The sequence below is a fragment of the Pseudonocardia nigra genome (assembly GCF_019396355.1).
GTDB classification, from domain to species: Bacteria; Actinomycetota; Actinomycetes; order Mycobacteriales; family Pseudonocardiaceae; genus Pseudonocardia; species Pseudonocardia nigra.
Window position 1 is genome coordinate 29,198 of sequence record NZ_JAHKRK010000015.1, and the last position, 23,472, is coordinate 52,669.

The window sequence follows — 23,472 nt, forward strand, 5'->3', positions numbered from 1 at the left end:
TCACCAACTCGACGCCGTCCGCTCGTCCGCCGCGTGACCGTCGCCGCCGCCGCCTGTCTCGCCGTCGCGCTCGTCCCGGTATGCGGCGGCGGGGACGTCACTGCCACCGCGGGCGGGTGGGACGAGACCGGTGAGGTCACCTACTGGATGTGGGACTCCGCCCAGCTGCCCGCCTACCAGCAGTGCGCCACCGACTTCGAGGCCACGCACCCCGACATCGACATCAGCACCGAGCAGCTCGGCTGGGACGACTACTGGGGCAGGCTGCTCACCGCGTTCGTCGCCGACGCGGCGCCGGACGTGTTCGTCAACCACACGTCCAAGACCGGCGACTTCATCACGCGCGGGCTGATCGAACCGATCGACCAGCTCGTGGCGCGCGACGGACCGGACCTGGCCCAGTACGTGCCGGGCACCGCGGAGCTGTGGATCGGGCCCGACGGGCAGCGCTACGGGCTGCCCAAGGACTTCGACACGATCGGCGCCTTCTACAACGTCGAGATGGCCGAGGCGGCGGGCATCTCGGCCGAGCAGATGCAGAACCTCACCTGGAACCCCGAGGACGGGGGCACCTACGAGGACGTCATCGCGCGGCTGAGCGTCGACGCCAACGGGGTGCGCGGCGACGAGCCGGGCTTCGACCCCGCCAACGTCGCCACCTACGGACTCGGGTTGAACAAGAACCCGTCCGGTGCGGGCCAGTCCGACTGGGCCAACTACGCCGCGACGCTCGGGTGGCGACACACCGACAAGGCGCCGTGGGGCACCCGATTCAACTACGACGACCCCCGATTCCAGGACACGACCGCCTGGTGGCGCGGCCTGATCGAGAAGGGCTACATGCCGCGCCTGGAGCTGACGGTGGGCGGGCAGACGTCGCAGCTGCTGCAGTCGGGCACGATCGCCATGGCCACCGAAGGGTCCTGGCAGATCAGCAACTTCGCCGGGCTCGGTGGGACCGAGCTGGCCACGGCGCCCATGCCGATCGGGCCCGCCGGCGAGCGCGCCTCGATGACCAACTCCCTCGCCGACTCCATCGCGGCGGGCTCGGACAACAAGGGTGCGGCCTGGCAGTGGGTGCGCTACCTCGCGTCGGAGGAGTGCCAGTCGGTGGTGGCGCAGGGCGGGGTGGTCGTCCCCGCGATCGAGAGCACGGTCGAGACCGCGGAGGCGGCGATCGGCGAGTCCGGGCTCGCCATCACCCCGTTCACCCGCAACTTCCGGGAGGGTACGACCTTCCCCTACCCTGCCACGCTGCACGCCGGCGAGATCGACGCGATCATGGGGACGGCGATGGAGCGGGTGATGGCCTGCCAGGCCGACCCGGCATCGTTCACCGAGGCCAACGCCGAGGTCAACGCCCTGTTCACGCAGGGGTGAACGCGTCCCCGAGTACGTGGGCCCGGATCGCGACCGCCGCGGCGCCCCGGGCCCACTCCGTGAACGGGAACGGCCGGACGTCGATCCGGGTGGGGGCCAGCGCCTCGGAGCGGTGCTCCTCGAGGGCATCGTCGAGCGCGGCGCGGGCGACCGCGACCAGGTCGATGCCGTCCCCGGTGAGGATCACCAGCTCGGGGTCGACGAGGTTGGCGATGTCGGCGACCAGCACCCCGAGCGCCCGGCCCGCGTCGTCGACCACCCGCCGGGCCGCGGGCTGCCCGGCCCCGGCGAGCTCGAGCGCCTCCGCGTAGCCGACCGGCCTGCCGAGCGCCTGCGTGACGGCGCCCGCGATCGCCCCGGACGAGATCATGCCCTGGGCACAACCGCGGTGCCCGTCCGCGCACACCGCTCCGCCGAGCAGCGGACGGTGCCCGATGGACCCGCCGCCGCCGTGTGCGCCCTCGATCAGCCGGTCGTGCACGACGATCCCGCAGCCGACGCCGACGCCGATCGTCACCACGACCAGCGAGTGGACGCCGCGTCCCGCGCCGAACCAGTGCTCGGCCGCGGTGAGCGCCCGCACGTCGTTGTCGACCACGGTGGGCAGCCCGGTCGCGGTGTGCACGAGGTCGGCGAGCGCAACGCGCTCGTGCCACCCGAGGAAGTGCGCCCTCGCGACCTCGCGGTGGTGCACGACCAGCCCGCCGATGCCGATCCCGAGCCCGACGGCGTCCCGGTCGTCCTCCCTCAGGAGCGCGGCGACCTCGGCGATCGTGGCGACGACGGTCTCGGGCTCCGGGCCGGGGAGCGGCACGGTGTGCTCGGCGAGGACGGTGGCCCGCAGGTCGGTGACCACGGCGAACAAGGTGTCACCGGTGATCTTCATGCCGAGGAACCGACGCGAGGCGGGTTGCACGTCGAGCGGGAGCGAGGGCCGCCCGGTCCGCAGGTGCACCTCCGTGGTGCCCTCGACGAGCAGCCCGGAGTCGACCAGCGGGCGGGTGAGCCGCGTGAGCGAACCCGGTGACAGGCCGAGCCTGCGGGCCAGCTCGGCGCGGGGGAGCGGACCGTGCCGCAGCACCTCCACCGCAACCCGCTGATGGCTGCCGTCGAGCGCCGACCAGTCCACCGGAATTAGTTGCATGACGGAACCCACGGCGGAGACAGTACCTGCGCTCCTCGTCGGATGCGCCGTGGTTCGCCCGTCCGGAGCGGAGGCAGCACTTCCGACCGCTACGCCCGGTCGCGCTGCACCGGGCAGCTCATGCACCGCGGGCCGCCGCGGCCGCGGCCGAGCTCGCCGCCCGGGATGTCGAGCACCTCGATCCCGTTGCGGCGCAGGTGGGTGTTCGTGGTGACGTTGCGCTCGTAGGTGACGACCACGCCGGGCGCCACGGCGAGGGTGTTGCAGCCGTCGTCCCACTGTTCGCGCTCGGCGGCGTGCACGTCCTGCTCGGGGGTGAGCACCCGGATGGCGGGCAGCCCGAGCGCGCCGGCGATCGCGGCGTGCATCTCCTCGGGGCGGTGGTCGGTGAGGTGCAGTTCCTTCTCGCTGTCGCCGGGCCGGATCGTGTACGCCGGGAGCATCCCCAGCCCCGCGTACTTGGTGAAGGTCTCCGGGTCGACCTGGGTGAGCACCGTGTCGAGGTGCATCAGCGCGCGGGTCTCGGGCATGCGCAGGGCGACGATCCGGTCCACCTCGCCGCCGGCGAACAACCGGCTGGCCAGCCGTTCCACGCCCTGGGGTGTGGTCCGCTCGCTCATCCCGATGAGCAGGGCGCCGTCGCCGAGCACGAGGACGTCGCCGCCCTCGGCGGTGGCCGGCCCGTTCACGGCGCCGTCGGACCAGATGTCGTAGTCCGCGTCGGCGAACAGCGGGTGCCAGCGGTAGACGGCCTCGTAGTGCACCGTCTCGCGCATCCGCGCCTTCTTCCGCATGCTGTTGATCGCGACGCCGCCGTGGATCCAGGCCGAGGTGTCGCGGGTGTAGAGGTGGTTGGGCAGCGGCTCGAGCACGAAGTCGTCGGCCTCAAGTACGTGGAAGGCGATGGAGCGGGGCTCCGGGATGCGGTCGAGCACCTCGCGCTTGGTGATGCCCCCGGCCAGGTGCTCGGTGAGCGTGCCGACGTCCATCGCGTCGAAGCAGTTGCGCAGCGCGTCGATGGCGAGCGGCCCGTAGATGCGGTCGTCGAAGATCCGGTCGAGGACGTACTTGCGCGCCTCCGGGATCTCGACGGTCGCGCGGAGCAGGTCGCCGAACAGGTGCACGGTGACGCCGCGCTCGCGCAGCAGCGCCGCGAACCGGTCGTGCTCGGCCTGGGCGCGGCTCACCCAGAGCACGTCGTCGAACAGCAGGCGGTCCTTGCTGCCCGGGGTGAGCCGCTTCAGCTCGAGGCCCGGGCGGTGGAGGATCACCTGACGGAGCTCGCCGACCTCGGAATCCACGCGGTACATGAAGGTCATCCTGCCCGCCGAGCGGAGCTTGCGTAGCGAGCAACGGCGGGAGCGGAGCTTGCGTAGCGAGCAACGGCGGGAGCGGAGCTTGCGTAGCGAGCACACGGCGCGAGCGGAGCGGGGCAGGATGGTCACGTGGAACTCGACCGGGTCGACCAGGAGATCATCGCGATGCTCGTGGACGACGCGCGCCGCAGCTACGCCGAGGTCGGCGCGAGCGTGGGGTTGTCGGCGTCGGCGGTGAAGCGGCGGGTCGACCGGCTGCGCGCCGGCGGCGCGATCACGGGGTTCACGGTGCGCCTGGACCCGGCGGCGCTGGGCTGGGCGGTGGAGGGCTACGTGGAGCTGTACTGCCGCAACAGCACCCCGCCGCGGACGATCCACGCGGCCGTCGACCGGTTTCCCGAGGTGGTCGACGCGAGCACGGTGTCGGGGGAGGCCGACGCGGTGCTGCGGATCGTCGCCGCCGACATGCGCCATTTCGAGCAGGTGCTCGAGCAGATCGGGGCGCAGCCGTTCGTGGCGCGGACGAAGTCGGTGCTGGTGCTCTCCCCGCTGCTGCGCCGCCCGGCGACGCCGCTGCCGCACTGACCCACGCAACATTGCACCGCCAATTGGGCGATCATCGCAACGATCGTGCGTGAACGGGCAAGGGATCGCGATTGTCCGCCGCCCCGGCTGTTCCTAGCGTGATGAGCACCCGGCCCCGACGCCGCGGCCCACCCCGCCACCTGTGGAGCGAGCCCGTGACCAGCGTCCTGTCCAGCCCCAGCCCCAGCCGCACGCCCGAGCGCACCGCCACCCGCAGGCACTACCTGATGTGCCCGCCCGAGCACTTCGCCGTCACCTACGCCATCAACCCCTGGATGCGCCCCGAGGTTCCGGTCGACCGCGACCTCGCGCTCGCCCAGTGGGACGCGCTGCGGCGCACCTACCTCGACCTCGGCCATCGCGTCGACCTGCTCGACCCCGTGCCCGGCCTGCCGGACATGGTCTACGCCGCCAACGGCGCCACGGTCGTCGACGGGATCGTGCTCGGCGCCCGGTTCCGGCACCCGGAACGGGCCGACGAGGCCCCGGCCCATCTCGAGTGGTTCCGGACGGCGGGGTTCCGCCGGCTGGTGGAGCCGGAGTTCGTCAACGAGGGGGAGGGCGACCTGCTGGTCGCCGGCCCCCCGGGCGACACCGTGATCCTCGCCGGCACCGGCTTCCGCACCGACCCGCGGGCACACTCCGAGGCCGCGACCGCGCTGGGCAGGCCGGTCGTCGCGCTGGAGCTGGTCGACCCCCGCTACTACCACCTCGACACCGCGGTCGCCGTGCTCGACGACACCACGATCGCCTGGCTGCCCGAGGCGTTCTCCCCCGCGTCGCAGGAGGTGCTGCGCGCGCGGTATCCCGACGCGCTCGTCGCCGACCCCGCCGACGCCGCCGTCCTCGGCCTCAACGCCGTGAGCGACGGCGAGCACGTCGTGCTGCCCGCGCAGGCCACCGGCCTGGCCGCCGCGCTGGCCGAGCGCGGGTTCACCCCGGTTCCGGTCGACCTGTCCGAGCTGCTGAAGGGCGGCGGCGGACCCAAGTGCTGCACGTTGGAGGTCCGCTCATGACGATCACCCACATCCCCGGCACCCCTGTCCCCGGCACCCACATCGTCGGCACCGAGACCGCAACCGCGCACCACGAGCGGTTGATGCATGAGCACTCGGCGCACAACTACCACCCGCTGCCGGTGGTGGTGGCGCACGCACTGGGCGCCTGGGTCACCGACGTGGAGGGCCGCCGCTACCTCGACTGCCTCGCCGGGTACTCCGCCCTCAACTTCGGCCACCGCCACCCCGCGCTCGTCGCCGCGGCGCATCGCCAGCTCGAGCGCGTCACGCTGACCAGCCGCGCGTTCGGCAGCGACCAGATCGGGCCGTTCTGTTCCGAGCTGGCCGCGCTGGTGGGCAAGCAGATGGTGCTGCCGATGAACACCGGGGCCGAAGCGGTCGAGAGCGGGCTGAAGGTCGCCCGCAAGTGGGGCTACGAGGTGAAGGGCGTGCCGGCGGACCGGGCGCGGATCGTCGTGGCCGCGGGCGGGTTCCACGGCCGGACGATCAGCGTCGTCGGCTTCTCCACCGACCCCGACGCCCGCGGCGGCTTCGGGCCGTTCACCCCGGGCTTCGAGGTCGTGCCCTACGGCGACGCCGACGCGCTGCGGGCCGCGATCACGCCCGACACCGTTGCGGTGCTCCTCGAGCCGGTGCAGGGCGAGGCCGGGGTGATCGTCCCGCCGGTGGGGTACCTGGCGGCCGTCCGGGAGATCTGCGACGCCGCGCGGGTGCTGTTCGTCGCCGACGAGGTGCAGTCCGGCCTCGGCCGCACGGGGCACGTGCTCGCCACCCGCGGTGCCGGCGTCGACGCCGACGTGTACCTGCTGGGCAAGGCGCTCGGCGGCGGGATCACCCCGCTGTCGGCGGTCGTGGCCGACGCCGAGGTCCTCGGCGTGCTGCGCCCCGGCCAGCACGGCAGCACGTTCGGGGGCAACCCGCTGGCGTGCGCGGTGGGGCGGGCGGTGCTGGAGCTGCTCGCCGACCCCGGGCCCGACGGGATGCTCGCCAGGGCCCGCCGGCTCGGCGACGTCCTGCACGGGCGGCTCGCCGGGCTCGTCGGTCGCGGCGTGGTGGCCGTGCGGGGCGTGGGGCTGTGGGCCGGGATCGACGTGGACCCGCGGCTGGGCACCGGCCGGGACGTCAGCGAGGCGCTCGCCCGCCGCGGGGTGCTCGTCAAGGACACCCACGGTGCGACGATCCGGCTCTCCCCGCCCCTGGTGATCACCGGCGAGGAGCTCGAGTTCGCGGTGCATGCACTGGCCGAGGTGCTGGGCGAGCGGCGCTGACGCGCGTGGTTAGGGTCCTGCGCGTGGTCGGACGATCGGGTGTGGTGCCGCAGCTCCTGCGGGTGAAGCCGGTGGACGCGGTCGTCGCCGCGGCCGGTTCCGGCGACGGCGGCGCGCTGCGGCGCACGATGGGCCTGGTGCCGCTCACCGCGCTGAGCATCGGCGCCACGCTCGGCACGGGGATCTTCGTGATCCTCGGCGAGGCGGTGCCCCTCGCCGGGCCGGGTGTGGTGCTGAGCTTTGTGCTCGCCGCGGTCACGGCGCTGTTCTCGGCGCTGTCGTATGCCGAGCTGGCCGGCACCATGCCGGTCGCCGGATCGTCGTACTCCTACGCCTACGCGACCATGGGCGAGCTCGTCGCGTGGGTGTGCGGCTGGTGCCTGATGCTCGAGTACGGCGTGTCGGTCTCCGCGGTGGCCGTCGGATGGGGCGCCTACCTCAACGAGTTCCTCGCGGCCACGGCAGGCGTGGAGATCCCCGCGGCGCTGGCGAACCCGCCGGGCGATGGCGGGCTGGTGAACGTGCCGGCCATCGCGGTCGTGCTGATCGCCACGCTGCTGCTGCTGCGCGGGGTGCGCGAGAGCGCCACGGCCAACACCGTCATGGTGCTCGTCAAGATCGTCGTGCTGGTGTTCTTCTGCGTGCTGGCGTTCAGCGCGTTCGACGCCGGCAACCTCGCCCCGTTCGTCCCGTTCGGGGCCGCGGGCGTCACGGCGGCGGCGTCGCTGGTCTTCTTCTCCTACATCGGCTTCGACGCCGCCTCGACCGCGGGCGACGAGGCGCGCAACCCGACGCGCGACCTGCCGCTGGCCATCCTGATCTCGTTGGTGGTGGTCACGGCCCTGTACTGCGCGGTGGCCCTCGCCGCCGTCGGGGCGCTGCCGTTCCCGGCGCTCGAGGGCTCCGACGCGGCGCTGGCGACCGTGCTCAGCGAGGCCGTCGGGCGGACGTGGCCCGCCGTGGTGCTGTCGATCGGCGCCGTCATCGCGATCGCGAGCGTGGTGCTCACCGTGCTCTACGGGCAGACGCGCATCCTCTTCGCGATGGCGCGCGACGGGCTGGTCCCCGCGGTCTTCGCCCGGGTCGAGCCGCGCAGGCGGGTGCCGGCCGCCAACACCGCCATCGCCGGGGTCTTCATCGCCCTGCTGGCCGGGCTCGTGCCGCTGGGCGAGCTCGCCAACGCCACGAGCATCGGCACGCTCTTCGCGTTCGGGCTGGTGAACATCGGCGTGCTCGTGCTGCGCCGGACCCGGCCGGACCTGCCCCGCAGCTTCCGCGCGCCGCTGTTCCCCGTCACCCCGGTGCTCGGCGTGCTGTTCTGCCTGCTGCTGATGGTCAACCTCGGCGCCGCGACGTGGCTGGTGTTCCTCGGCTGGATGGCGCTGGGGCTGGTGATCTACGCGGCGTACGGCTACCGGCGGTCCGCGCTGCGCGCCTGAGCGCGACTCGCGGGGCGAAAGCGGCCGACTCGCGCGGCGGGAACGGGCGACTCGCGGGTCGTCTCCCGCGAGTCGCCCGTTTTCCGCGGCCGAGTCGCCCCGGTCCGCGTCCGGAGGGCGTCAGCCGAGGGTGATCACCAGGTGCGGCACGTGCGGACTCTCCGCCGACGCGAAGCGCTTCCAGCCCAGCGGGTCGGTCTCGTCGGCCGCCCGCAGCTGCACGGTGCCGCTCGTGGCGCCCGCCGCGGCCCAGCTGCGCACGAGCTCGGTGAGGTCGACCTCCGCCCACCCCGGCGCGCACGCGGCGCCGTGGCCGAGGGTCTGCGTGCTCGTCGCCCAGCGCCGGTCGGCGGCGGGCTGCGTCGCCCAGCGCGTGGCGGGTCCGGCGGGCGGCGAGGTCCACACCTCCCACGCCCGGGCGGCGCACGACGACGACCAGTCCTGGTGCACCCGCAGCGCCGCGGCGGCGACCGGCCGCCCGGCGAGCTGGCCGAGGTCCCAGGTCAAGACGCTGCGGGCCACGGCCGTCCCGTCGTAGGTGCCCACCCGCAGGTCCGGCTCCCCGGACAGGTCGGTGTGCCGCACGGTGGTCTGCACGGTGGTGTCGAACGGGACGGGGAAGGCCTCGGTGGGCGGCGCGGCGGCGACCACCCTGCTGAAGGCGGACTCGGTCTCGGTCAGGGCACGGCGGTCGGCGGGGTCGGGCGCGGCCTCGGCGCTGCGGCGCAGCACGAGCTGGGGCACGGGCGCCGCGGCCGGGTCGACCCGGCGCAGCGAGGCGACGAACCCGGCGCGGGTCGCCTCGACGACGAGGTCGTAGCCGGGGTGGACCTGCGGGTAGGTCGCGCGGTTGCCCTCGAGGCGGGGTGCGGGCAGGCCGGCGGGCCGGTCCAGGGCGGCGGAGCCGCCGTGGGCGAAGTGCACGACCGGCCCGGTCGGGGTGAGCGCGAGGTCGTGCGCGATCGCGACCGGACGCACGACGCCGTCGGCCCCCGCGACGAGGGTGAGGTCCACGGGCTGCCACTCGGCGCCGCGCTGCAGCTGCACCGGGCCGGCGTACAGGGTGAGCGTGCGCGCCCCGTCCGGCGCGACGCTGGTCGTGCTGCTGTCGGTGCGGGCCTCGATCCGTTCCTCGCCGGCGATCGGATCGGCCCCCGCCCCCGGTGTCGCCGCCCCGGGTGCCGTCGCGATCAGGAGCGCCGCGCCGAGCGCGGCCGCCACCGTGGGTCTCCACATGATCTGTAGGAATAGGGGCGTTCCGGAGTGCTGACAAGATCAGTTGCAGACGACCCCCACTTGGTGGTGGCGAACCACCCGGACGAGGGGGTCGGCTACGCGCCGCCGGTGCCGATGGTGCTACCGGACCCGAGCGGGTGGTCTCCGTGGAGGTGCCGGAACGGACGTCCGTCGACTCCGGAGCCGACCAGCAGCTCGGGACGGAGCATGCCGAACAGCATGGTCAGCAACACCTCGGCGGTGGCGTCGGGCGGCTCGTCCGGCCGGTTGAGGCTGCGCAGCAGCAGCAGGCTCGCCGTCATGCCGCTCGCCTCCTCCGGCGACGGGAACGGTCGTAGCCGGCCGTCGCGCTGCCCGTGCTCCACGAGCAGGCGGATCGGCTCCGGCACCGGCGCGAGGATGCGCGGGTCGAACTCGTCCGCCGGGTCGGGCAGCCGGGCCACCCGGATCGTGTACTCCTGCACCGCGGCGTAGAAGGACGCGGTGAGCTTGCGGTAGCGGGAGCTGATCCGGGCGAGCGCCTCGACCTGGTCGCACAGCGCGGCGACGACCGGACGCTCCGCCGCGATGTCGCGCTCGGCCTGGGCGAGCAACGGCCGCACGAGCGGGCGGTAGATCTGGCCGACCAGCAGGTGCTTCGACGGGAAGTGGTTGTAGGCCGTGGCGGCGCTGACGCCGGCGGCCGCCGCGATGTCCTCCATGCGGGTCTCCGCCCACCCGCGGGAGCTGAAGCTCGCCTCGGCGGCATCGAGGAGCGCCCGGCGTGTGCGCTCACGCTTCGTGCGTGCCGCGCGCACCCGGGAGTCCTCCTGTCGAGCCTCATCCGAGGGGGGCATTGAGCACAGAGTAATGAATTTGCGGCCCAATTTCTCTTGACTCCAACTTGGGTGTCACCCAGACTGCCTACTTGAACGTAGAACAAGTTCGATCATCGCGGGGCACGGCGATGGACGGATGAACGAAAGGGGGCCCGGTCGGCGGCCTGACGTCGGGGGACCAACAGGCGGTCATCGAAGACCGGACCTCCCTGGGCACGACCGCAGTGCATGCTGCTGCGCCCTCGGGCGAGGCGGCATGCGTCCGCATCACACCGGCCGAGCCGGTGCAGGGGAGGGGAACCCGATGATGTTCAGGCACCTTGCCGTCCGCATGTCCGCCGCGAGCCGGGCGCCGCGGCGATGACCCCCCTGGCCGTGGCCCAGGAGTCGCTCGTCACCGCATCCCGCACCGACCCGCTCGCGGTCGAGGAGTCCGAACCGCCCGGGGCATCGCTCGACCGCCTGGTCGCGGCCGCGGCCACGGGCGACGACGGCGCCGGCAACCGGCTGCTCGCCGAGATCCAGCCGCTGGTCCTGCGCTACTGCCGCGCCCGCCTGGGGCGGCAGGAGACGGTCATCGGTTCGGCCGACGACGTCGCCCAGGAGGTGTGCCTGGCCGTCGTCAACGCGCTACCGGGCTACACGATCAAGGGGTTGTCGTTCCGCGCGTTCGTCTACGGCATCGCCGCGCACAAGGTCACCGACGCGTTCCGCGCCATCGGCCGCAACCGGTCCGACCCGGTCGCCGACATCCCGGACACCGCCGTGGTGCTCGACGGTCCCGAGCAGCGCCTGCTCGGCCGCGAGCTCGCCGAGCGCCTCGACGACCTGCTCCACCAGCTCACGCCGCGGCAGCGGGAGGTGCTGGTGCTGCGCATCGCGGTCGGGATGAGCGCCGAGGAGACGGCCCAGAGCGTCGGCTCCACCCCCGGCGCCGTGCGCGTCACCCAGCACCGCGCGCTCAACCGGCTGCGCGCGCTGCTCGTCGACCCGGCCATGGCAGGCGCGTCCGAACCGGAGCAGGGACGAAACGGGTGACGGGGCGGTGACCCGCAGACGCCGCTGACGCGCCGGGGAGTAGCCTGTCGGCGATCAACTTCCGGTCGAGCGTCAATCGAGGAGGCGTCGTGTCGGCTGGCCAGATCGCGGCACTGGTCGCGGCGGGGGCCTTCGTGGTCCTCGTGCTGTTGCTGGCCGTTCCGCTGCTGAAGCTCGGGCGCACGCTCGACGAGGCCACGGTCGCCATCCGCAAGGCGCACGAGGGCAGCGCTCCGCTGCTGGACAACGCGCAGACCACCCTGCACCAGGTGAACACCCAGCTGGAGCGGGTCGACGGCATCACCTCCAGCGCGCGCACCGTCACCAGCAACGTCTCGGTGCTCACGTCGCTGTTCACCGCTACGCTCGGCGGCCCGCTCGTCCGGGCCGCCGCGTTCACCTACGGGCTGAACAAGGCCGTCAAGGCCCGCCGCGCCGGCCGGGACGCCGGCGCCCACTCGCTGCGCACCCGGCCGGGGCGCGGTCGCAGGCGGGGCGGGCGGCGATGAGCGAGGTTGCGAGCGAATCATTGGCACAGCGCCTTGGACGCGAAGCGCTGCCCGAGCGTAGCGAGGGCATGCGATGAGGCGGCTGTTCTGGCTCGGTGTCGGAGTCGCGGTCGGGGTGTACGCCACCCGGCGGGCCACCGAGGCCGCCCACAGCCTGACCCCCGCGGGGGTGGGCGCCAACATCGCTGACGGGCTGCGTGAGCTGGGCGCGGGCCTCGGGGCGTTCGGCGCCGAGGTGCGCGCGGGGATGACCGAGCGTGAGCGGGAGCTCTCCCAGCTCGTGGAGCGCCGCACCGGCGAGCGCGTCCCGAGCCTGTCCGACGCCCTCACCGAGCCGGTGCCGGTCGTGCGGTCGGGGAACCGAGCGCGCCGGGCAGGGGCCTAGCACGGCCGTCGCGCCGTCCCCCTGCCGTTCCGCGTCCCCGCCCCTGAGGGAGACTGCTCGACGAGCCCGTCTCCCCGCACCACGCCGTCCAGGAAGCACACCGTGCAGACCCACGAGATCACCCGCCGCTTCACCGACCACTTCACCAACGCCGGGCACACGCGCGTGCCCAGCGCGTCGCTGATCCTCGACGACCCGAACCTGCTGTTCGTCAACGCGGGGATGGTGCAGTTCAAGCCGTACTTCCTCGGCGACGTGCCGCCGCCGTACCCGCGCGCCACATCGATCCAGAAGTGCGTGCGCACCGGCGACATCGACGAGGTCGGGCGCACCACCCGGCACAACACGTTCTTCCAGATGGCCGGCAACTTCTCCTTCGGCGACTACTTCAAGGCCGGGGCGATCGAGCACGCCTGGAACCTCGTCACGGGCGCCCAGGACGCCGGCGGCTACGGCTTCGACCCGGAGCGGATCTGGGTCACCGTCTACAACGACGACGACGAGGCGATCGGGCTGTGGCGGCGGATCGCCGGGCTGCCCGAGGAGCGCATCCAGCGCCGCGGCGGCGAGGACAACTACTGGGACATGGGCGTGCCCGGCCCGGGCGGGCCGTGCTCGGAGATCTACTACGACCGCGGCCCGGAGCACGGCCGCGACGGCGGCCCGGTCGTCGACGAGGACCGGTACCTGGAGATCTGGAACCTCGTCTTCATGCAGGACGAGCGCGGTGAGCTGTCCCCGAAGAAGGGCCACCCGCCGATCGGCACGCTGCCGCACAAGAACATCGACACCGGCATGGGCGTGGAGCGGGTGGCCTACCTGCTCCAGGGCGTGGACAACGTCTACGAGACCGACCTCGTCCGGCCGGTCATCGCCCGCGCGGAGGAGTTCTCCGGCCGCCGCTACGGCGCCGACGCGGGCGACGACGTCCGCTTCCGGGTGATCGCCGACCACGCGCGGTCCGGCGTCATGATCATCGGTGACGGTGTGACTCCGTCCAACGAGGGCCGCGGGTACGTGCTGCGCAGGCTGCTGCGGCGGATCGTGCGCTCGGCCCGGCTGCTCGGCGTGCACGAGCCCGTGCTGGGGTCGTTCGCCGAGGTCGTCCGCGACACGATGGCGCCCGCCTACCCGGAGCTGGAGACCGACTTCGAGCGCATCTCCGCGGTGGTGCGGGCCGAGGAGGAGGCCTTCCTCGCCACGCTGACCGCGGGCTCGCGGATCTTCGACACGGCCGTTGCGGCCACGAAGCAGTCCGGTGGCACGCAGCTGGCGGGCGACCAGGCGTTCCAGCTGCACGACACCTACGGCTTCCCGATCGACCTCACCCTGGAGATGGCGTCCGAGGCCGGCCTGTCGGTCGACGAGCAGGGCTTCCGCACGCTGATGGCCGAGCAGCGCGCCCGCGCGAAGGCCGACGCGGCCGCCCGCAGGACCGGCCACGGCGACGCCTCGGTCTACCGGGCGGTGCTCGACACGGCCGGTGGGAGCGCGTTCCTCGGCTACACCGACCTCACCGCGGAGGCCCGGGTCGTCGGGCTCGTCGTCGACGGCGCGGGCGTGCCGGCGGCGGGCGAGGGCAGCGCCGTCGAGGTGGTGCTCGACCGCACGCCGTTCTACGCCGAGGGCGGCGGCCAGCAGGCCGACACCGGCTGGATCCGCGGCGACGGGTTCACCGTCACCGTCTTGGACGTGCAGTCGCCGGTGGCCGGGCTGGTCGTGCACCGCGGCACGGTCAGCGACGGCGAGGTGCGCGTCGACACCACGGCGCACGCCGCGGTGGACACCAGCCGCCGTGCCGCGGTCTCCCGCTCGCACTCGGCCACGCACCTCGTGCACGCCGGGATGCGCAAGGCGCTCGGCGACGCCGCCGCCCAGGCCGGGTCGCTCAACGCCCCCGGGCGGCTGCGCTTCGACTTCACCTCGCCCGCGGGTGCCGTGCCGGCGTCGGTGCTCGCCGACGTCGAGGACGAGGTCAACGACGTCCTGCTGAACGACCACGAGGTGCGCGCGTTCGTCACCTCGCAGGAGGAGGCCCGCAAGCTCGGGGCACTCGCCCTGTTCGGCGAGAAGTACGGCGACGCGGTGCGCGTGGTCGAGATCGGCGACTATTCCCGCGAGCTGTGCGGCGGCACCCACGTGCACCGCTCCGGGCAGCTCGGCCTGGTGAAGCTGCTGTCGGAGGCCTCGATCGGCTCCGGCGTGCGCCGGGTCGAGGCCCTCGTCGGCCTCGACGCGTTCCGGTTCCTGGCCAAGGAGCACGTGCTGGTCTCCCAGCTCGCCGAGCAGTTCAAGGCACGCCCCGAAGAGCTGCCCGAGCGCATCGGCGGCGTCGTGGAGCGGCTGCGGCAGGCCGAGCGGGAGCTGGAGAAGGTGCGCGCCGACGCGGTGCTCTCCTCGGCGGGCGCGCTCGCCGACGCCGCGGAGGACGTCGACGGCGTCGCGCTGGTGGCGGTCGCCGCGCCCGACGGGGTCGGCGCCAACGACCTGCGGGCGCTGGCCTCGGACGTTCGCAGCCGGCTGGGGGCTCGGCCCGGTGTGGTGGCGCTGTTCTCCGCGGACGGGGAGAAGGTGTCCTTCGTGGTCGCCACCACCACCGCCGCCCGCGATCGCGGCCTGGCCGCCGGGAAGCTCATCCCGGCGTTCGCCCCGGCCGTCGGCGGGCGCGGTGGGGGCAAGCCCGACCTCGCCCAGGGCGGCGGCACGCAGCCCGCCGGCATCCCGGAGGCGGTGAACGCACTCCGCGCGGCGCTGCATGGCTGAGCTGGGCCGGGCGCGGGGACGGCGCCTGGGCGTCGACGTCGGGGCCGTCCGGGTCGGCGTGGCCGTGTCGGACCCGGACGGCGTGCTCGCCACGCCGCTGCGCACCGTGCCCCGCGACGTCGCGGGCGGCGCCGACCTGCGAACGATCGCCGAGCTCGTCTCCGAGCACGAGGCGGTCGGGGTCGTGGTCGGCCTGCCGCGCACGCTCGCGGGGCGCGAGGGCCCGGCGGCGGAGACGGCGCGCGCGTTCGCCGAGGCGCTGGAGCGCGTGGTCGACGTTCCCGTGGAGCTGTCCGACGAGCGGCTCACCACCGTCGTCGCCACCCAGCAGCTGCGGCAGCGCGGGGTGAAGGGGCGCAAGCAGCGGGCCGTGGTCGACCAGGCCGCGGCCGTCGCGATCCTGCAGGGCTGGCTGGACGCGGGCAGGCCGCGCTAGCCGGCGCGAAACGGTCGCACCGTCCGGTGATCCCGTCGCCGGATGAGTGGCCCTGCGGGCGGCCGGATCGGGCGGCCGCTAGTCTGCCCGACTGTGAAACCGGACGGAAGCGACGAGGCCCCCCGGCACGGGTCGGCAGTGCGATGACTTGGCCGGGGCCCGTGGACGTGCAGCCCAGCAGGCGTGAGCAGCTCGCCGCCCGGCGGGCCGCCCAGCGGGCGCAGGCCCGGCGTCGGCGCAGGCGCGTCGCGGTGGTGGTGCTGGCGGTGGTCCTCCTGCTCGGGGCGCTCATCGGCGGCGGGTTCTACCTGTTCTCGTCGTTCTTCGCGACGCCCGACTACGACGGCACCGGTACCGGGAGCGTCATCGTCCAGGTGCAGGAGGGCGACTCCACCACGCAGATCGGGAGTGAGCTCGCCGAGCGAGGTGTCGTGGCCGGCGCCGCCGCGTTCGTCGAGGCCGCCGCGGAGGAGGAGCAGATCCGCTCCGTGCAGCCCGGGTACTACCAGCTGCGCGAGCGGATGTCCGGCGAGTCCGCCGTCGCGTTGCTGCTCGACCCGGCGGCCCGGGTGGGCCAGCTGGAGATCCGCGGCGGGGTCCAGCTCGACGACACCCGTGCGCCCGACGGCAGCGTCGCCCCCGGGGTGCTCACCCTGATCTCGCAGGCCACCTGCGCGACGCTCGACGGGACGCAGCAGTGCGTCGCGGTCGAGGAGCTGCGCACCGCGATGACGGAGACCGATCCGGCCGCGCTCGGGGTGCCGGCGTGGGCGCTGGAGGACGTGGCCGAGGCCGAGCCCCGCCGTCGCCTGGAAGGCCTGCTGGCCCCGGGGCGTTACGACGTCCGGCCGGGGGTGCCCGCCGAGGAGGTGCTGCGCAGCCTGCTCGCCACGTCGGCCGCCCGGCTGGAGGCGTCCGGGCTGGTGTCCGGCGCGCAGGCGATCGGGTCCGACCCCTACCAGGTGCTGATCATCGCGTCGCTGGTGGAGAAGGAAGCGATCACCCCGGACATGCCGAAGGTCGCCAGGGTGATCTACAACCGGCTCGGCGCCGGGCAGCGGCTCGAGCTCGACTCCACGGTGAACTACCCGCTCGACCTGCAGGCGCTGCGCACCACGGCCGAGGACCGGGCGCAGCCGGGGCCGTACAACACCTACGCCACGGCGGGGCTCCCGCCCACCCCGATCGCGGCCGCGGGCCGCGAGGCGATCGCCGCGGCGCTCGATCCTGCGCAGGGGCCCTGGTACTTCTTCGTCCGCTGCCGGACCGACGGTACGTCGTGCTTCGCCGAGACCTTCGCGGAGCACACGGCGAACGTGCAGCAGGCGAGGGCCAACGGCGCGTTCTGACAGCGCATCTCCGGCTGGCAGCGATCAGCGGGGCCGGCCGAAGAACCCGGGCGGCGGCTGCGGCGACGGCGTGGCCGCGCGGTCGGCGGGACCTTTGGCGTCGCCCGCGAAGGCACGCACGTCGTCGTCGGCGAGCACCCGTGCCGGGAACGGGTCGGCGGCCGCGCGCCGGGTGAGCCCGGCGACCGGGAGCTCGGTCCCGGCGACGAGCACGAGGTTGCCGAAGCGGCGCCCGCGCAGGATGTCCGGGGCCGCCACCAGCGCGACCTCGGGGAACCGGGCCAGCGCCGCCGCCACCTGGGTGCGGGCGAAGGGCAGCGCGCCGCCGTCGGCGACGTTGGCCGCGTAGACGCCCGCCGGGGCGAGCACCCGGGCCGCGGCCGCCAGGAACTCAGCCGAGGTGAGGTGCGCCGGGGTGCGGGCACCGGCGAACACGTCGAGCACCAGCAGGTCGACCGAGCCCGGGGCGACCCGGGTGAGCGCCGCGCGGGCGTCCCCCACGAGCACGTCGATCCCCATGCCGTCGGCGGGCAGCCGGGACCGGACGAGGTCCACCAGGCCGCCGTCGACCTCCACCACCTGCTGCACCGAGCCGGGCCGCGTGGTGGCCACGTAGCGGGCGAGGGTCCACGCGCCGCCGCCGAGGTGCAGCACCCGCAGCGGGTGCGCCTCGGGGGCCACCAGGTCGGCGACGTGCGCGAGCCTGCGGACGTACTCGAACTCCAGGTGGGTCGGGTCGTCCAGGTCGACGTGGGACTGGGCGGTGCCGGACACGAGCAGGGTCCAGCCCTGCGGCCGGTCCGGGTCGCCGACCAGCTCGGCCGGGCCGTGGTCGACCTCGGCCCGGACGACCGCACGGGCCATCCGGTCGGTCCGCGCGGGTGCGCCGGCGGCGTCCGGGGTCACGCCGCGCCGGCCCAGCCGTAGACGTGGTCGAGGCGCAGCGTGAGCACCAGCCGTCCGTCGGCGACCATCGCGGCGCGGTACTCGTCCCAGTCGGGGTGCTCGCCCTGCACCTCCCGGTAGAGGTCCACCAGCGCCTCGACGGTGGCGTCGTGCGGGTCCGCCGCCACCGGGGACAGCCGGGCGGTGCCCTCGCCCACGGCGTAGCCGCTCAGACCCGGCCGCACCACCTGGAAGCTCGCCCGCGGGTCGCGGCGCAGGTTGCGGGTCTTCGCGCGGTCGTCGGTGATGGAGACGCGGACGGTGCGCTCGGCGGGGTCGAAGGCGTAGCTCACCACCGACGACTGCGGCCGCCCGTCGCGCTTGAGCGTGATGAGGATGCCGTTGCCCTGCCGGGCGAACAGGTCGAGCAGGGTGGACTCGGCGGGCGAGCTGGCCGGCATGGGAGCACTCCTCGGATCGCGGATCGGGCTATCACATCCCACCAACAGTCCCGCGCCGCGCGGCATGCCCCCCGCCCCGGTTGTGCACATCGGGGCTCGGTCGTCCACAGTTCTGCGGCCGGCCCGGTCCGGCCCTCCCCGGGGCCCGAGGATCGAGTCATGAACCCGCATCTCGCCATCGTCGTGACGGCCGCACTGTTCGCGTCGGCCGGGGTCGGCGCCGGGGCGGCGGCCCGTGTGCTGCTGGGCCGCCTGGGCAGGGGTGCCCGGGTGCGGGCGCCGTGCTGTGAGGTGGCGGTCGGGGTCCTGTGGTGCGCCACCGGCGCCGGCCACGCCCTGGGCGCGCTTCCCGGGGCGTGGGTGCCGGTGCTGCTCGGGCTCGGGTGGCTCGGTGTCGCCGCCGGCGCGGTCGACGTGGTGCACCGGCGGTTGCCCGACGCGCTCACGCTGCCCGCGCTGCCGGTGGCCCTGGTGCTGGTGGTGCCGCTCGGGCACGGCGCCGTGCTCCGCGCGGCCGTGGGCGCGGCGGTGGCGGCCGCCGTCCACGCCGCCGTGCACCTGCTCGCCCCGGCGGCGATGGGGGCGGGCGACGTCAAGCTCGCCGCCCCGCTCGGTGCCGTGCTCGCGGCGGCCGCGTGGCCCGCGGTCGCCCTGGCGGCGGTGCTGGCGGTCGCCCTGTCGGCCGCAGTCGGGGCCGTCGGTCTCCTCACCCGGCGGGCGGCGCGCGCCTCGCCGCTGCCGCACGGCCCGTCGATGCTGGTGGCGGCCTGGTTGGTGCTGGCGGGTGCGGCCGCCGCCGGCGGAGGGGGGTGAGAGAATCCCACCGTGCTGCGTTGGATCACCGCCGGGGAGTCCCACGGTCCCGCGCTGGTCGCCGTGCTCGAGGGCATGGTCGCCGGCGTGGAGATCACCACCAAGGAGCTGGCCGCCGAGCTGGCCCGCCGCCGCCTGGGTCACGGCCGGGGCGCGCGCATGAAGTTCGAGGCCGACCAGCTCGAGGTGATCGGGGGCGTCCGCCACGGCGTCACCCAGGGCGGACCGGTCGCGGTGCGCATCGGCAACACCGAGTGGCCGAAGTGGGAGACGGTCATGGCCGCCGACCCCGTCGACCCGGAGCAGCTCGCCGGACGCGCGCGCAACGCACCGCTCACCCGGCCGCGGCCCGGGCACGCCGACCTGGCGGGCATGACGAAGTACGGCTTCGACGACGCCCGCCCGGTGCTCGAGCGCGCGAGCGCACGCGAGACGGCGGCGCGGGTGGTCCTCGGCACGGTCGCGCGGGCGTTCCTCGCCCAGGCGCTGGACGTCACGATCGTCTCGCACGTCGTCGCGATCGGCGCCGCGGAGGCGGCCGACGGCGAGGCCCCTGGCTCCGGCGACCTGGACCGGGTCGACGCCAGCCCGGTGCGCGCCTTCTCCGAAGCGGCCACGGCCGCGATGGTGGCCGAGGTCGACGCGGCGCAGAAGGCGGGCGACACCCTCGGCGGCGTGGTCGAGGTCCTCGCCTACGGGCTGCCGATCGGGCTCGGCTCGTACGTGCAGTCCGACCGCAGGCTCGACGCGCGCCTCGCCGCCGTCCTCATGGGCATCCAGGCGATGAAGGGCGTGGAGATCGGCGACGGCTTCCGCACGGCGCGCCGGCGCGGCAGCGAGGCCCACGACGAGATGGTGCCCGGCGAGCCGGTCACCCGGCTGTCCAACCGGGCGGGCGGCATCGAGGGCGGCATGACCAACGGCGAGCCCGTCCGCGTGCGTGCGGCGATGAAGCCGATCTCGACGGTGCCGCGCGCGCTGCAGACGGTGGACGTCGCCACCGGTGAGCCCGCCGTCGCGATCAACCAGCGGTCGGACGTGTGCGCCGTGCCCGCGGCCGGCGTGGTGGCCGAGGCGATGGTCGCGCTCGTGCTGGCCGAGGCCGCCCTGGAGAAGTTCGGGGGCGACTCCCTGGCCGAGGCCCGGCGCAACGCCCGCGCCTACGTCGAGTCGACGCAGGGCCGCATCCCGCAGGCCTGACACCGGCTCCCGGCCTCCCGCGCTGGGGGACGCCGGCCGTCTCGGTCGGCGGTCAGGCGTCGAGTGGCGCGATCACGGGCAGAGGGCGGTCGCCGGCGATCCTCGGGGCGCCTTCCGCCGTGATGGTGCCGGCGGTCCGGTCCCGGGGCGACGTCCCCGGCGAACTCCGGCGCGGCGGCCCGGGCCGGCGTCAGCGGGGCGGTCGTTCGGGTCCGCGCGCCGCCTGTCCCCGCCGGGTCGCGGCGCGGAACGCCGCCGCCCGCTCGGTGGCGGCGGACCGCGGCTGCGGAGAAGCCGGTTCGTCGGCGGCGAACGCGGCGAACGGCGTGCCGCTGCCGGCCCCGCCCGGCGTGCGCAGTTGCGGCTCCAGGTGCGCCTGTTGCCGGCGGCGGGGGAGCGGAAGCTGTTCGCGGGCCGGCGGGGGTGGGTCGAGCGGGGCGCCGGGAGCGGGCCGCTGCGGGCGGTCGGATGCCGTCACGACGCACTCCGCTGCACGGGCACGGCCGGCGCGAGCCGTTCGCCGTCCCGCGGGAGTGCGTGCCGCTCCACCGCCTCCCGCGCCGACGGCACCGCACGACCGGGCGCCGCGGGGGAGCGGCGGTCACCGCGTGGTGCGGGAGTGCTGTACGTCCCGCTCTCGCCGTCGTCCATCGAGAACTCCGATCGTGCGACCCTGCGTCGTTCCATCGTCACTGTGCGGCGCAACGGCCGTGATCGAAGCGTAACCGATCACCGGTTCGGGGGAGTGCCGACGCGCTCCGGGCGCGGCGAGTGGCGGTCGCCACGGCGGTGTGCGGACGCGGTCCGGGACGGCGGCCGCCAGTCACTAGGCTCGGTGCGGTGAGCCCCGAACGACGTCCCGCGCTGGTCCTGGTCGGCCCGCCCGGAGCCGGTAAGAGCACCGTCGGACAGGTGCTGGCGCGCCGGCTCGGCGTCGAGTTCGTCGACGTCGACGACCTGATCGTCGCCCGCGCCGGCAAGGCGATCGCCGACATGTTCCTCGAGGACGGGGAGCCGGCGTTCCGGGCACTGGAGTGCGAGGTCGTCGCCGACGCGCTGGCCGGCACGGACGGCGTGCTGGCGCTCGGCGGCGGCTCGGTCCTGGCGGCGCAGACGCGGGAGCGGCTGCGCGGGCACCGCGTCGTCCACCTGGTCGTCGGGCTCGCCGACGGGATCCGCCGCACCGGGATGTCCACGGCGCGGCCGCTGCTGGCCGGGGTCAATCCGCGGGCCACCTTCAAGGCGCTGCTCGACGCGCGGGCGCCGCTGTACCGGGAGGTCGCGACCGTCGAGGTCGACACCGCGCGGCGCAGCGCCAACCAGGTCGCGCGCGCCGTCCTGGAGGCGATCGGGGAGGTGGCGGCGTCCGCACCGGACCACCCGGTCGACCCGGACGACCCGCTGGACCGCCCCACTCCGCGCGAGGACGCCCCGCTGCCGGACCCCTCGGTCCGTCCGTGACGGGCTCTCCTAGGGCGCGTCTGGCGGACCGTGGATCGCGCTCTCGGCGCCCAGATCGCCCCTGGCGGCGTTGTCGGCCGGACCGGGTACGCCAGGTACGACGGCTCGGGCCTCCGCCTTGCCAGGAACGATCTGGATCACCGAGCCCATCGACCCAGATCCACCAGACACGCCCTAGCCTGATCCGCATGAACGACGCCGTGCGCCCCGGGAAAGTCCGCATCGAGGTGGCCGCCGAGCGGCCCTATCCCGTGCTCGTCGGCCGGGGGGTGCGCGAGGAGCTGGTGGACACGGTCACCGGGCTCGGCGCCGCCACCGCGGTCCTGGTGCACCAGCCCGCGCTGGCCGATGTCGCCGAGCGGGTCCGCGGCGAGCTCGCCGCCGCGGGTGTCGACGCGCACCGCGTCGAGGTGCCCGACGCGGAGGAGGGCAAGTCCCTCGCCGTCGCCGGGTTCTGCTGGGAGGTCTGCGGGCAGGTCGGGCTGACCCGCGGCGACGTGGTGATCTCCCTCGGCGGCGGGGCGGCCACCGACCTCGCCGGGTTCGTCGCGGCCACGTGGATGCGCGGGGTGCCGGTGGTGCACGTCCCCACCACGCTGCTCGCCATGGTCGACGCCGCGGTCGGCGGCAAGACCGGGATCAACACCGCCGCGGGCAAGAACCTCGTCGGCGCGTTCCACGAGCCGGCGGCCGTGCTGGTCGACCTCGCCGTGCTCGACACGCTGCCGCCCGCCGAGCTGGTCGCGGGCAGCGCGGAGATCGTCAAGGCCGGGTTCATCGCCGACCCGCGCATCCTCGAGCTCGTCGAGGCCGACCCCGCGCGGGCGCTCGACCCGTCCGGTGACGTGCTGCCCGAGCTCGTCCGCCGCTCGATCCAGGTGAAGGCCGACGTCGTCGGCGCCGACCTGCGCGAGTCGCACCTGCGGGAGATCCTCAACTACGGCCACACGCTGGGCCACGCGATCGAACGCCGCGAGGACTACCGATGGCGGCACGGATCGGCCGTCAGCGTGGGCCTGGTGTTCGCCGCGGAGCTCGCGCGGGCGGCCGGCCGCCTCGACGACGCCACGGCCGACCGGCACCGCACGGTGCTGGAGTCGGTCGGGCTGCCGGTCTCCTACGCCGCGGGCGTGTTGCCCGAGCTGGTGGAGACGATGCGGGGCGACAAGAAGGCGCGCGCGGGCACGCTGCGCTTCGTCGTGCTCGACGGCCTGGCGAAGCCCGGCAGGCTGGAGGGCCCGGAGCCGGAGCTGCTGGAGCGGGCGTACGCGGCGGTGTCGGCGTGAGTGCGAGCGGGGAGGCACGGCGTGCGCTCGTGCTGAACGGGCCGAACCTCGGCAGGCTCGGCGCCCGCGAGCCGGAGAAGTACGGCAGCACCACCTACGCCGGGCTCGTGGAGCTGTGCGAGCGCACGGGGGCCGAGCTGGGCCTGGCCGTCGAGGTGCGCCAGACCGACCACGAGGGCGAGCTGATCGGCTGGCTGCACGAGGCCGCCGACGCCGGCACCCCGGTGGTGCTCAACGCCGCGGCGTGGACGCACACGTCGGTCGCGGTCCGCGACGCGTGCGCCCAGCTCACCACGCCGCTGATCGAGGTGCACATCACCAACGTGCACGCCCGCGAGGAGTTCCGGCACCACTCCTACATCTCCGACGTGGCTACCGGCGTGATCGTGGGGCTGGGCGTGGACGGCTACGCCCTCGCGCTGCGCTGGATCGCAGGCCGGCCTCAGTAGTCGCGCGGGTGCGTGTGCGGCGGGGTGTAGGGCTCCTCGCGGGCGACCACCGGCCGGGGCCGCCGCGCGAGCGCGAGGCTGACCAGCAGCCCGACGACACCGACGGCGGCGAGGATCCAGCCGACCAGCTGGAGGTCGACACCCGAGATGTCGAGGTTCACCGCCAGCGCCAGGATCAGGCCGATGGCGATCAGAACGATGCTCGAGCCGATTCGCATGCCGGTCCGTACCC

The 23,472-nt window shown here is 74.6% G+C and carries 24 protein-coding genes; 16 read left to right on the forward strand and 8 right to left on the reverse strand.

Annotated elements, in window-relative coordinates; all coding sequences use genetic code 11:
* Positions 1-33 precede the first annotated feature (33 nt).
* Positions 34-1,380: an ABC transporter substrate-binding protein gene (locus KME75_RS06330; protein ID WP_219413588.1), complete on the forward strand. Its 1,347-nt coding sequence runs from the start codon at positions 34-36 to the stop codon at positions 1,378-1,380.
* Here KME75_RS06330 and KME75_RS06335 read toward each other — a convergent pair.
* Together KME75_RS06335 and KME75_RS06340 are read right to left on the reverse strand one after the other, a co-directional pair.
* A complete protein-coding gene (locus KME75_RS06335) occupies positions 1,367-2,536 on the reverse strand; it encodes an ROK family protein (protein WP_308282598.1) in 1,170 nt (389 codons plus the stop codon). The two genes, KME75_RS06330 and KME75_RS06335, sit on opposite strands and share 14 nt — an antisense overlap.
* Before the next feature lie 77 nt (positions 2,537-2,613).
* A complete protein-coding gene (locus tag KME75_RS06340; protein WP_246631574.1) occupies positions 2,614-3,834 on the reverse strand; it encodes an arginine deiminase in 1,221 nt (406 codons plus the stop codon).
* Positions 3,835-3,969: 135 nt separating this feature from the next.
* Here KME75_RS06340 and KME75_RS06345 point away from each other — a divergent pair, with 135 nt between their 5' ends.
* The 4 genes from KME75_RS06345 (at position 3,970) to KME75_RS06360 (ending at position 8,151) form a co-directional block, all read left to right on the forward strand.
* Positions 3,970-4,425, forward strand: coding sequence for an Lrp/AsnC family transcriptional regulator (locus KME75_RS06345; protein WP_219413590.1), 456 nt, complete (start codon positions 3,970-3,972; stop codon positions 4,423-4,425).
* Between the two features lie 155 nt (positions 4,426-4,580).
* Entirely contained in the window at positions 4,581-5,441 is an 861-nt protein-coding gene (ddaH, locus tag KME75_RS06350) for a dimethylargininase (RefSeq protein ID WP_372452568.1), read from the forward strand.
* Complete coding sequence (gene rocD / locus KME75_RS06355; RefSeq protein ID WP_219413591.1) at positions 5,438-6,712, forward strand: ornithine--oxo-acid transaminase; 1,275 nt, start codon at positions 5,438-5,440, stop codon at positions 6,710-6,712. Before ddaH ends, rocD begins: the two co-directional genes overlap by 4 nt.
* Positions 6,713-6,735: 23 nt before the next feature.
* Positions 6,736-8,151: an amino acid permease gene (locus KME75_RS06360; RefSeq protein ID WP_372452569.1), complete on the forward strand. Its 1,416-nt coding sequence runs from the start codon at positions 6,736-6,738 to the stop codon at positions 8,149-8,151.
* A gap of 120 nt (positions 8,152-8,271) precedes the next feature.
* Here KME75_RS06360 and KME75_RS06365 read toward each other — a convergent pair whose 3' ends face one another.
* Together KME75_RS06365 and KME75_RS06370 are read right to left on the reverse strand one after the other, a co-directional pair.
* A complete protein-coding gene (locus tag KME75_RS06365; RefSeq protein ID WP_219413592.1) occupies positions 8,272-9,387 on the reverse strand; it encodes a DNRLRE domain-containing protein in 1,116 nt (371 codons plus the stop codon).
* A 95-nt stretch (positions 9,388-9,482) separates the two neighbouring features.
* Entirely contained in the window at positions 9,483-10,223 is a 741-nt protein-coding gene (locus KME75_RS06370) for a TetR/AcrR family transcriptional regulator (RefSeq protein ID WP_219413593.1), read from the reverse strand.
* A 342-nt stretch (positions 10,224-10,565) separates the two neighbouring features.
* On the opposite strand from KME75_RS06370, the gene shbA reads away from it, so the two are divergent.
* The 6 genes from shbA to mltG all read left to right on the forward strand — a co-directional run bounded on the left by shbA (position 10,566) and on the right by mltG (position 16,685).
* On the forward strand, positions 10,566-11,243 hold the full coding sequence (gene shbA, locus KME75_RS06375) for an RNA polymerase sigma factor ShbA (protein WP_219413594.1): 678 nt from the start codon (positions 10,566-10,568) through the stop codon (positions 11,241-11,243).
* A gap of 89 nt (positions 11,244-11,332) precedes the next feature.
* On the forward strand, positions 11,333-11,752 hold the full coding sequence (locus KME75_RS06380) for a DUF948 domain-containing protein (RefSeq protein WP_219413595.1): 420 nt from the start codon (positions 11,333-11,335) through the stop codon (positions 11,750-11,752).
* A gap of 73 nt (positions 11,753-11,825) precedes the next feature.
* Positions 11,826-12,137: a hypothetical protein gene (locus tag KME75_RS06385; protein ID WP_219413596.1), complete on the forward strand. Its 312-nt coding sequence runs from the start codon at positions 11,826-11,828 to the stop codon at positions 12,135-12,137.
* A 102-nt stretch (positions 12,138-12,239) separates the two neighbouring features.
* Positions 12,240-14,900, forward strand: coding sequence for an alanine--tRNA ligase (gene alaS, locus KME75_RS06390; RefSeq protein WP_219413597.1), 2,661 nt, complete (start codon positions 12,240-12,242; stop codon positions 14,898-14,900).
* Positions 14,893-15,336 carry a Holliday junction resolvase RuvX gene (gene ruvX, locus KME75_RS06395; protein ID WP_219413598.1) on the forward strand — a complete coding sequence of 148 codons (444 nt, stop codon included), beginning with the start codon at positions 14,893-14,895 and terminating at the stop codon, positions 15,334-15,336. Before alaS ends, ruvX begins: the two co-directional genes overlap by 8 nt.
* 161 nt (positions 15,337-15,497) lie before the next feature.
* A complete protein-coding gene (mltG, locus tag KME75_RS06400; RefSeq protein ID WP_308282599.1) occupies positions 15,498-16,685 on the forward strand; it encodes an endolytic transglycosylase MltG in 1,188 nt (395 codons plus the stop codon).
* 24 nt (positions 16,686-16,709) lie between these two features.
* On the opposite strand, the gene KME75_RS06405 is transcribed toward mltG, so the two are convergent.
* Together KME75_RS06405 and KME75_RS06410 are read right to left on the reverse strand one after the other, a co-directional pair.
* Positions 16,710-17,549 carry a spermidine synthase gene (locus tag KME75_RS06405; RefSeq protein WP_219413600.1) on the reverse strand — a complete coding sequence of 280 codons (840 nt, stop codon included), beginning with the start codon at positions 17,547-17,549 and terminating at the stop codon, positions 16,710-16,712.
* Positions 17,550-17,587: 38 nt separating this feature from the next.
* Positions 17,588-18,031, reverse strand: coding sequence for a PPOX class F420-dependent oxidoreductase (locus KME75_RS06410; protein WP_219413601.1), 444 nt, complete (start codon positions 18,029-18,031; stop codon positions 17,588-17,590).
* A 159-nt stretch (positions 18,032-18,190) separates the two neighbouring features.
* Between KME75_RS06410 and KME75_RS06415 the strand changes: the two genes are divergently transcribed.
* Positions 18,191-18,844, forward strand: a complete 654-nt coding sequence (locus tag KME75_RS06415) for a prepilin peptidase (protein ID WP_219413602.1) — start codon at positions 18,191-18,193, stop codon at positions 18,842-18,844.
* A gap of 12 nt (positions 18,845-18,856) precedes the next feature.
* Positions 18,857-20,044, forward strand: a complete 1,188-nt coding sequence (aroC, locus tag KME75_RS06420) for a chorismate synthase (protein ID WP_308282600.1) — start codon at positions 18,857-18,859, stop codon at positions 20,042-20,044.
* A 190-nt stretch (positions 20,045-20,234) separates the two neighbouring features.
* Here aroC and KME75_RS06425 read toward each other — a convergent pair whose 3' ends face one another.
* Complete coding sequence (locus tag KME75_RS06425; RefSeq protein ID WP_219413603.1) at positions 20,235-20,522, reverse strand: hypothetical protein; 288 nt, start codon at positions 20,520-20,522, stop codon at positions 20,235-20,237.
* Positions 20,523-20,884: 362 nt separating this feature from the next.
* Here KME75_RS06425 and KME75_RS06430 point away from each other — a divergent pair, with 362 nt between their 5' ends.
* From KME75_RS06430 to aroQ, 3 genes are all read left to right on the forward strand, one after another.
* Complete coding sequence (locus tag KME75_RS06430; protein ID WP_219413604.1) at positions 20,885-21,505, forward strand: shikimate kinase; 621 nt, start codon at positions 20,885-20,887, stop codon at positions 21,503-21,505.
* Between the two features lie 188 nt (positions 21,506-21,693).
* The gene (aroB, locus tag KME75_RS06435) at positions 21,694-22,791 is read left to right on the forward strand and encodes a 3-dehydroquinate synthase (protein WP_219413605.1); all 1,098 of its coding nucleotides are present in this window, start codon (positions 21,694-21,696) and stop codon (positions 22,789-22,791) included.
* A complete protein-coding gene (gene aroQ / locus KME75_RS06440) occupies positions 22,788-23,240 on the forward strand; it encodes a type II 3-dehydroquinate dehydratase (RefSeq protein ID WP_219413606.1) in 453 nt (150 codons plus the stop codon). Before aroB ends, aroQ begins: the two co-directional genes overlap by 4 nt.
* Here aroQ and KME75_RS06445 read toward each other — a convergent pair.
* Complete coding sequence (locus KME75_RS06445) at positions 23,234-23,458, reverse strand: DUF6458 family protein (RefSeq protein ID WP_219413607.1); 225 nt, start codon at positions 23,456-23,458, stop codon at positions 23,234-23,236. The two genes, aroQ and KME75_RS06445, sit on opposite strands and share 7 nt — an antisense overlap.
* Positions 23,459-23,472: the final 14 nt, after the last annotated feature.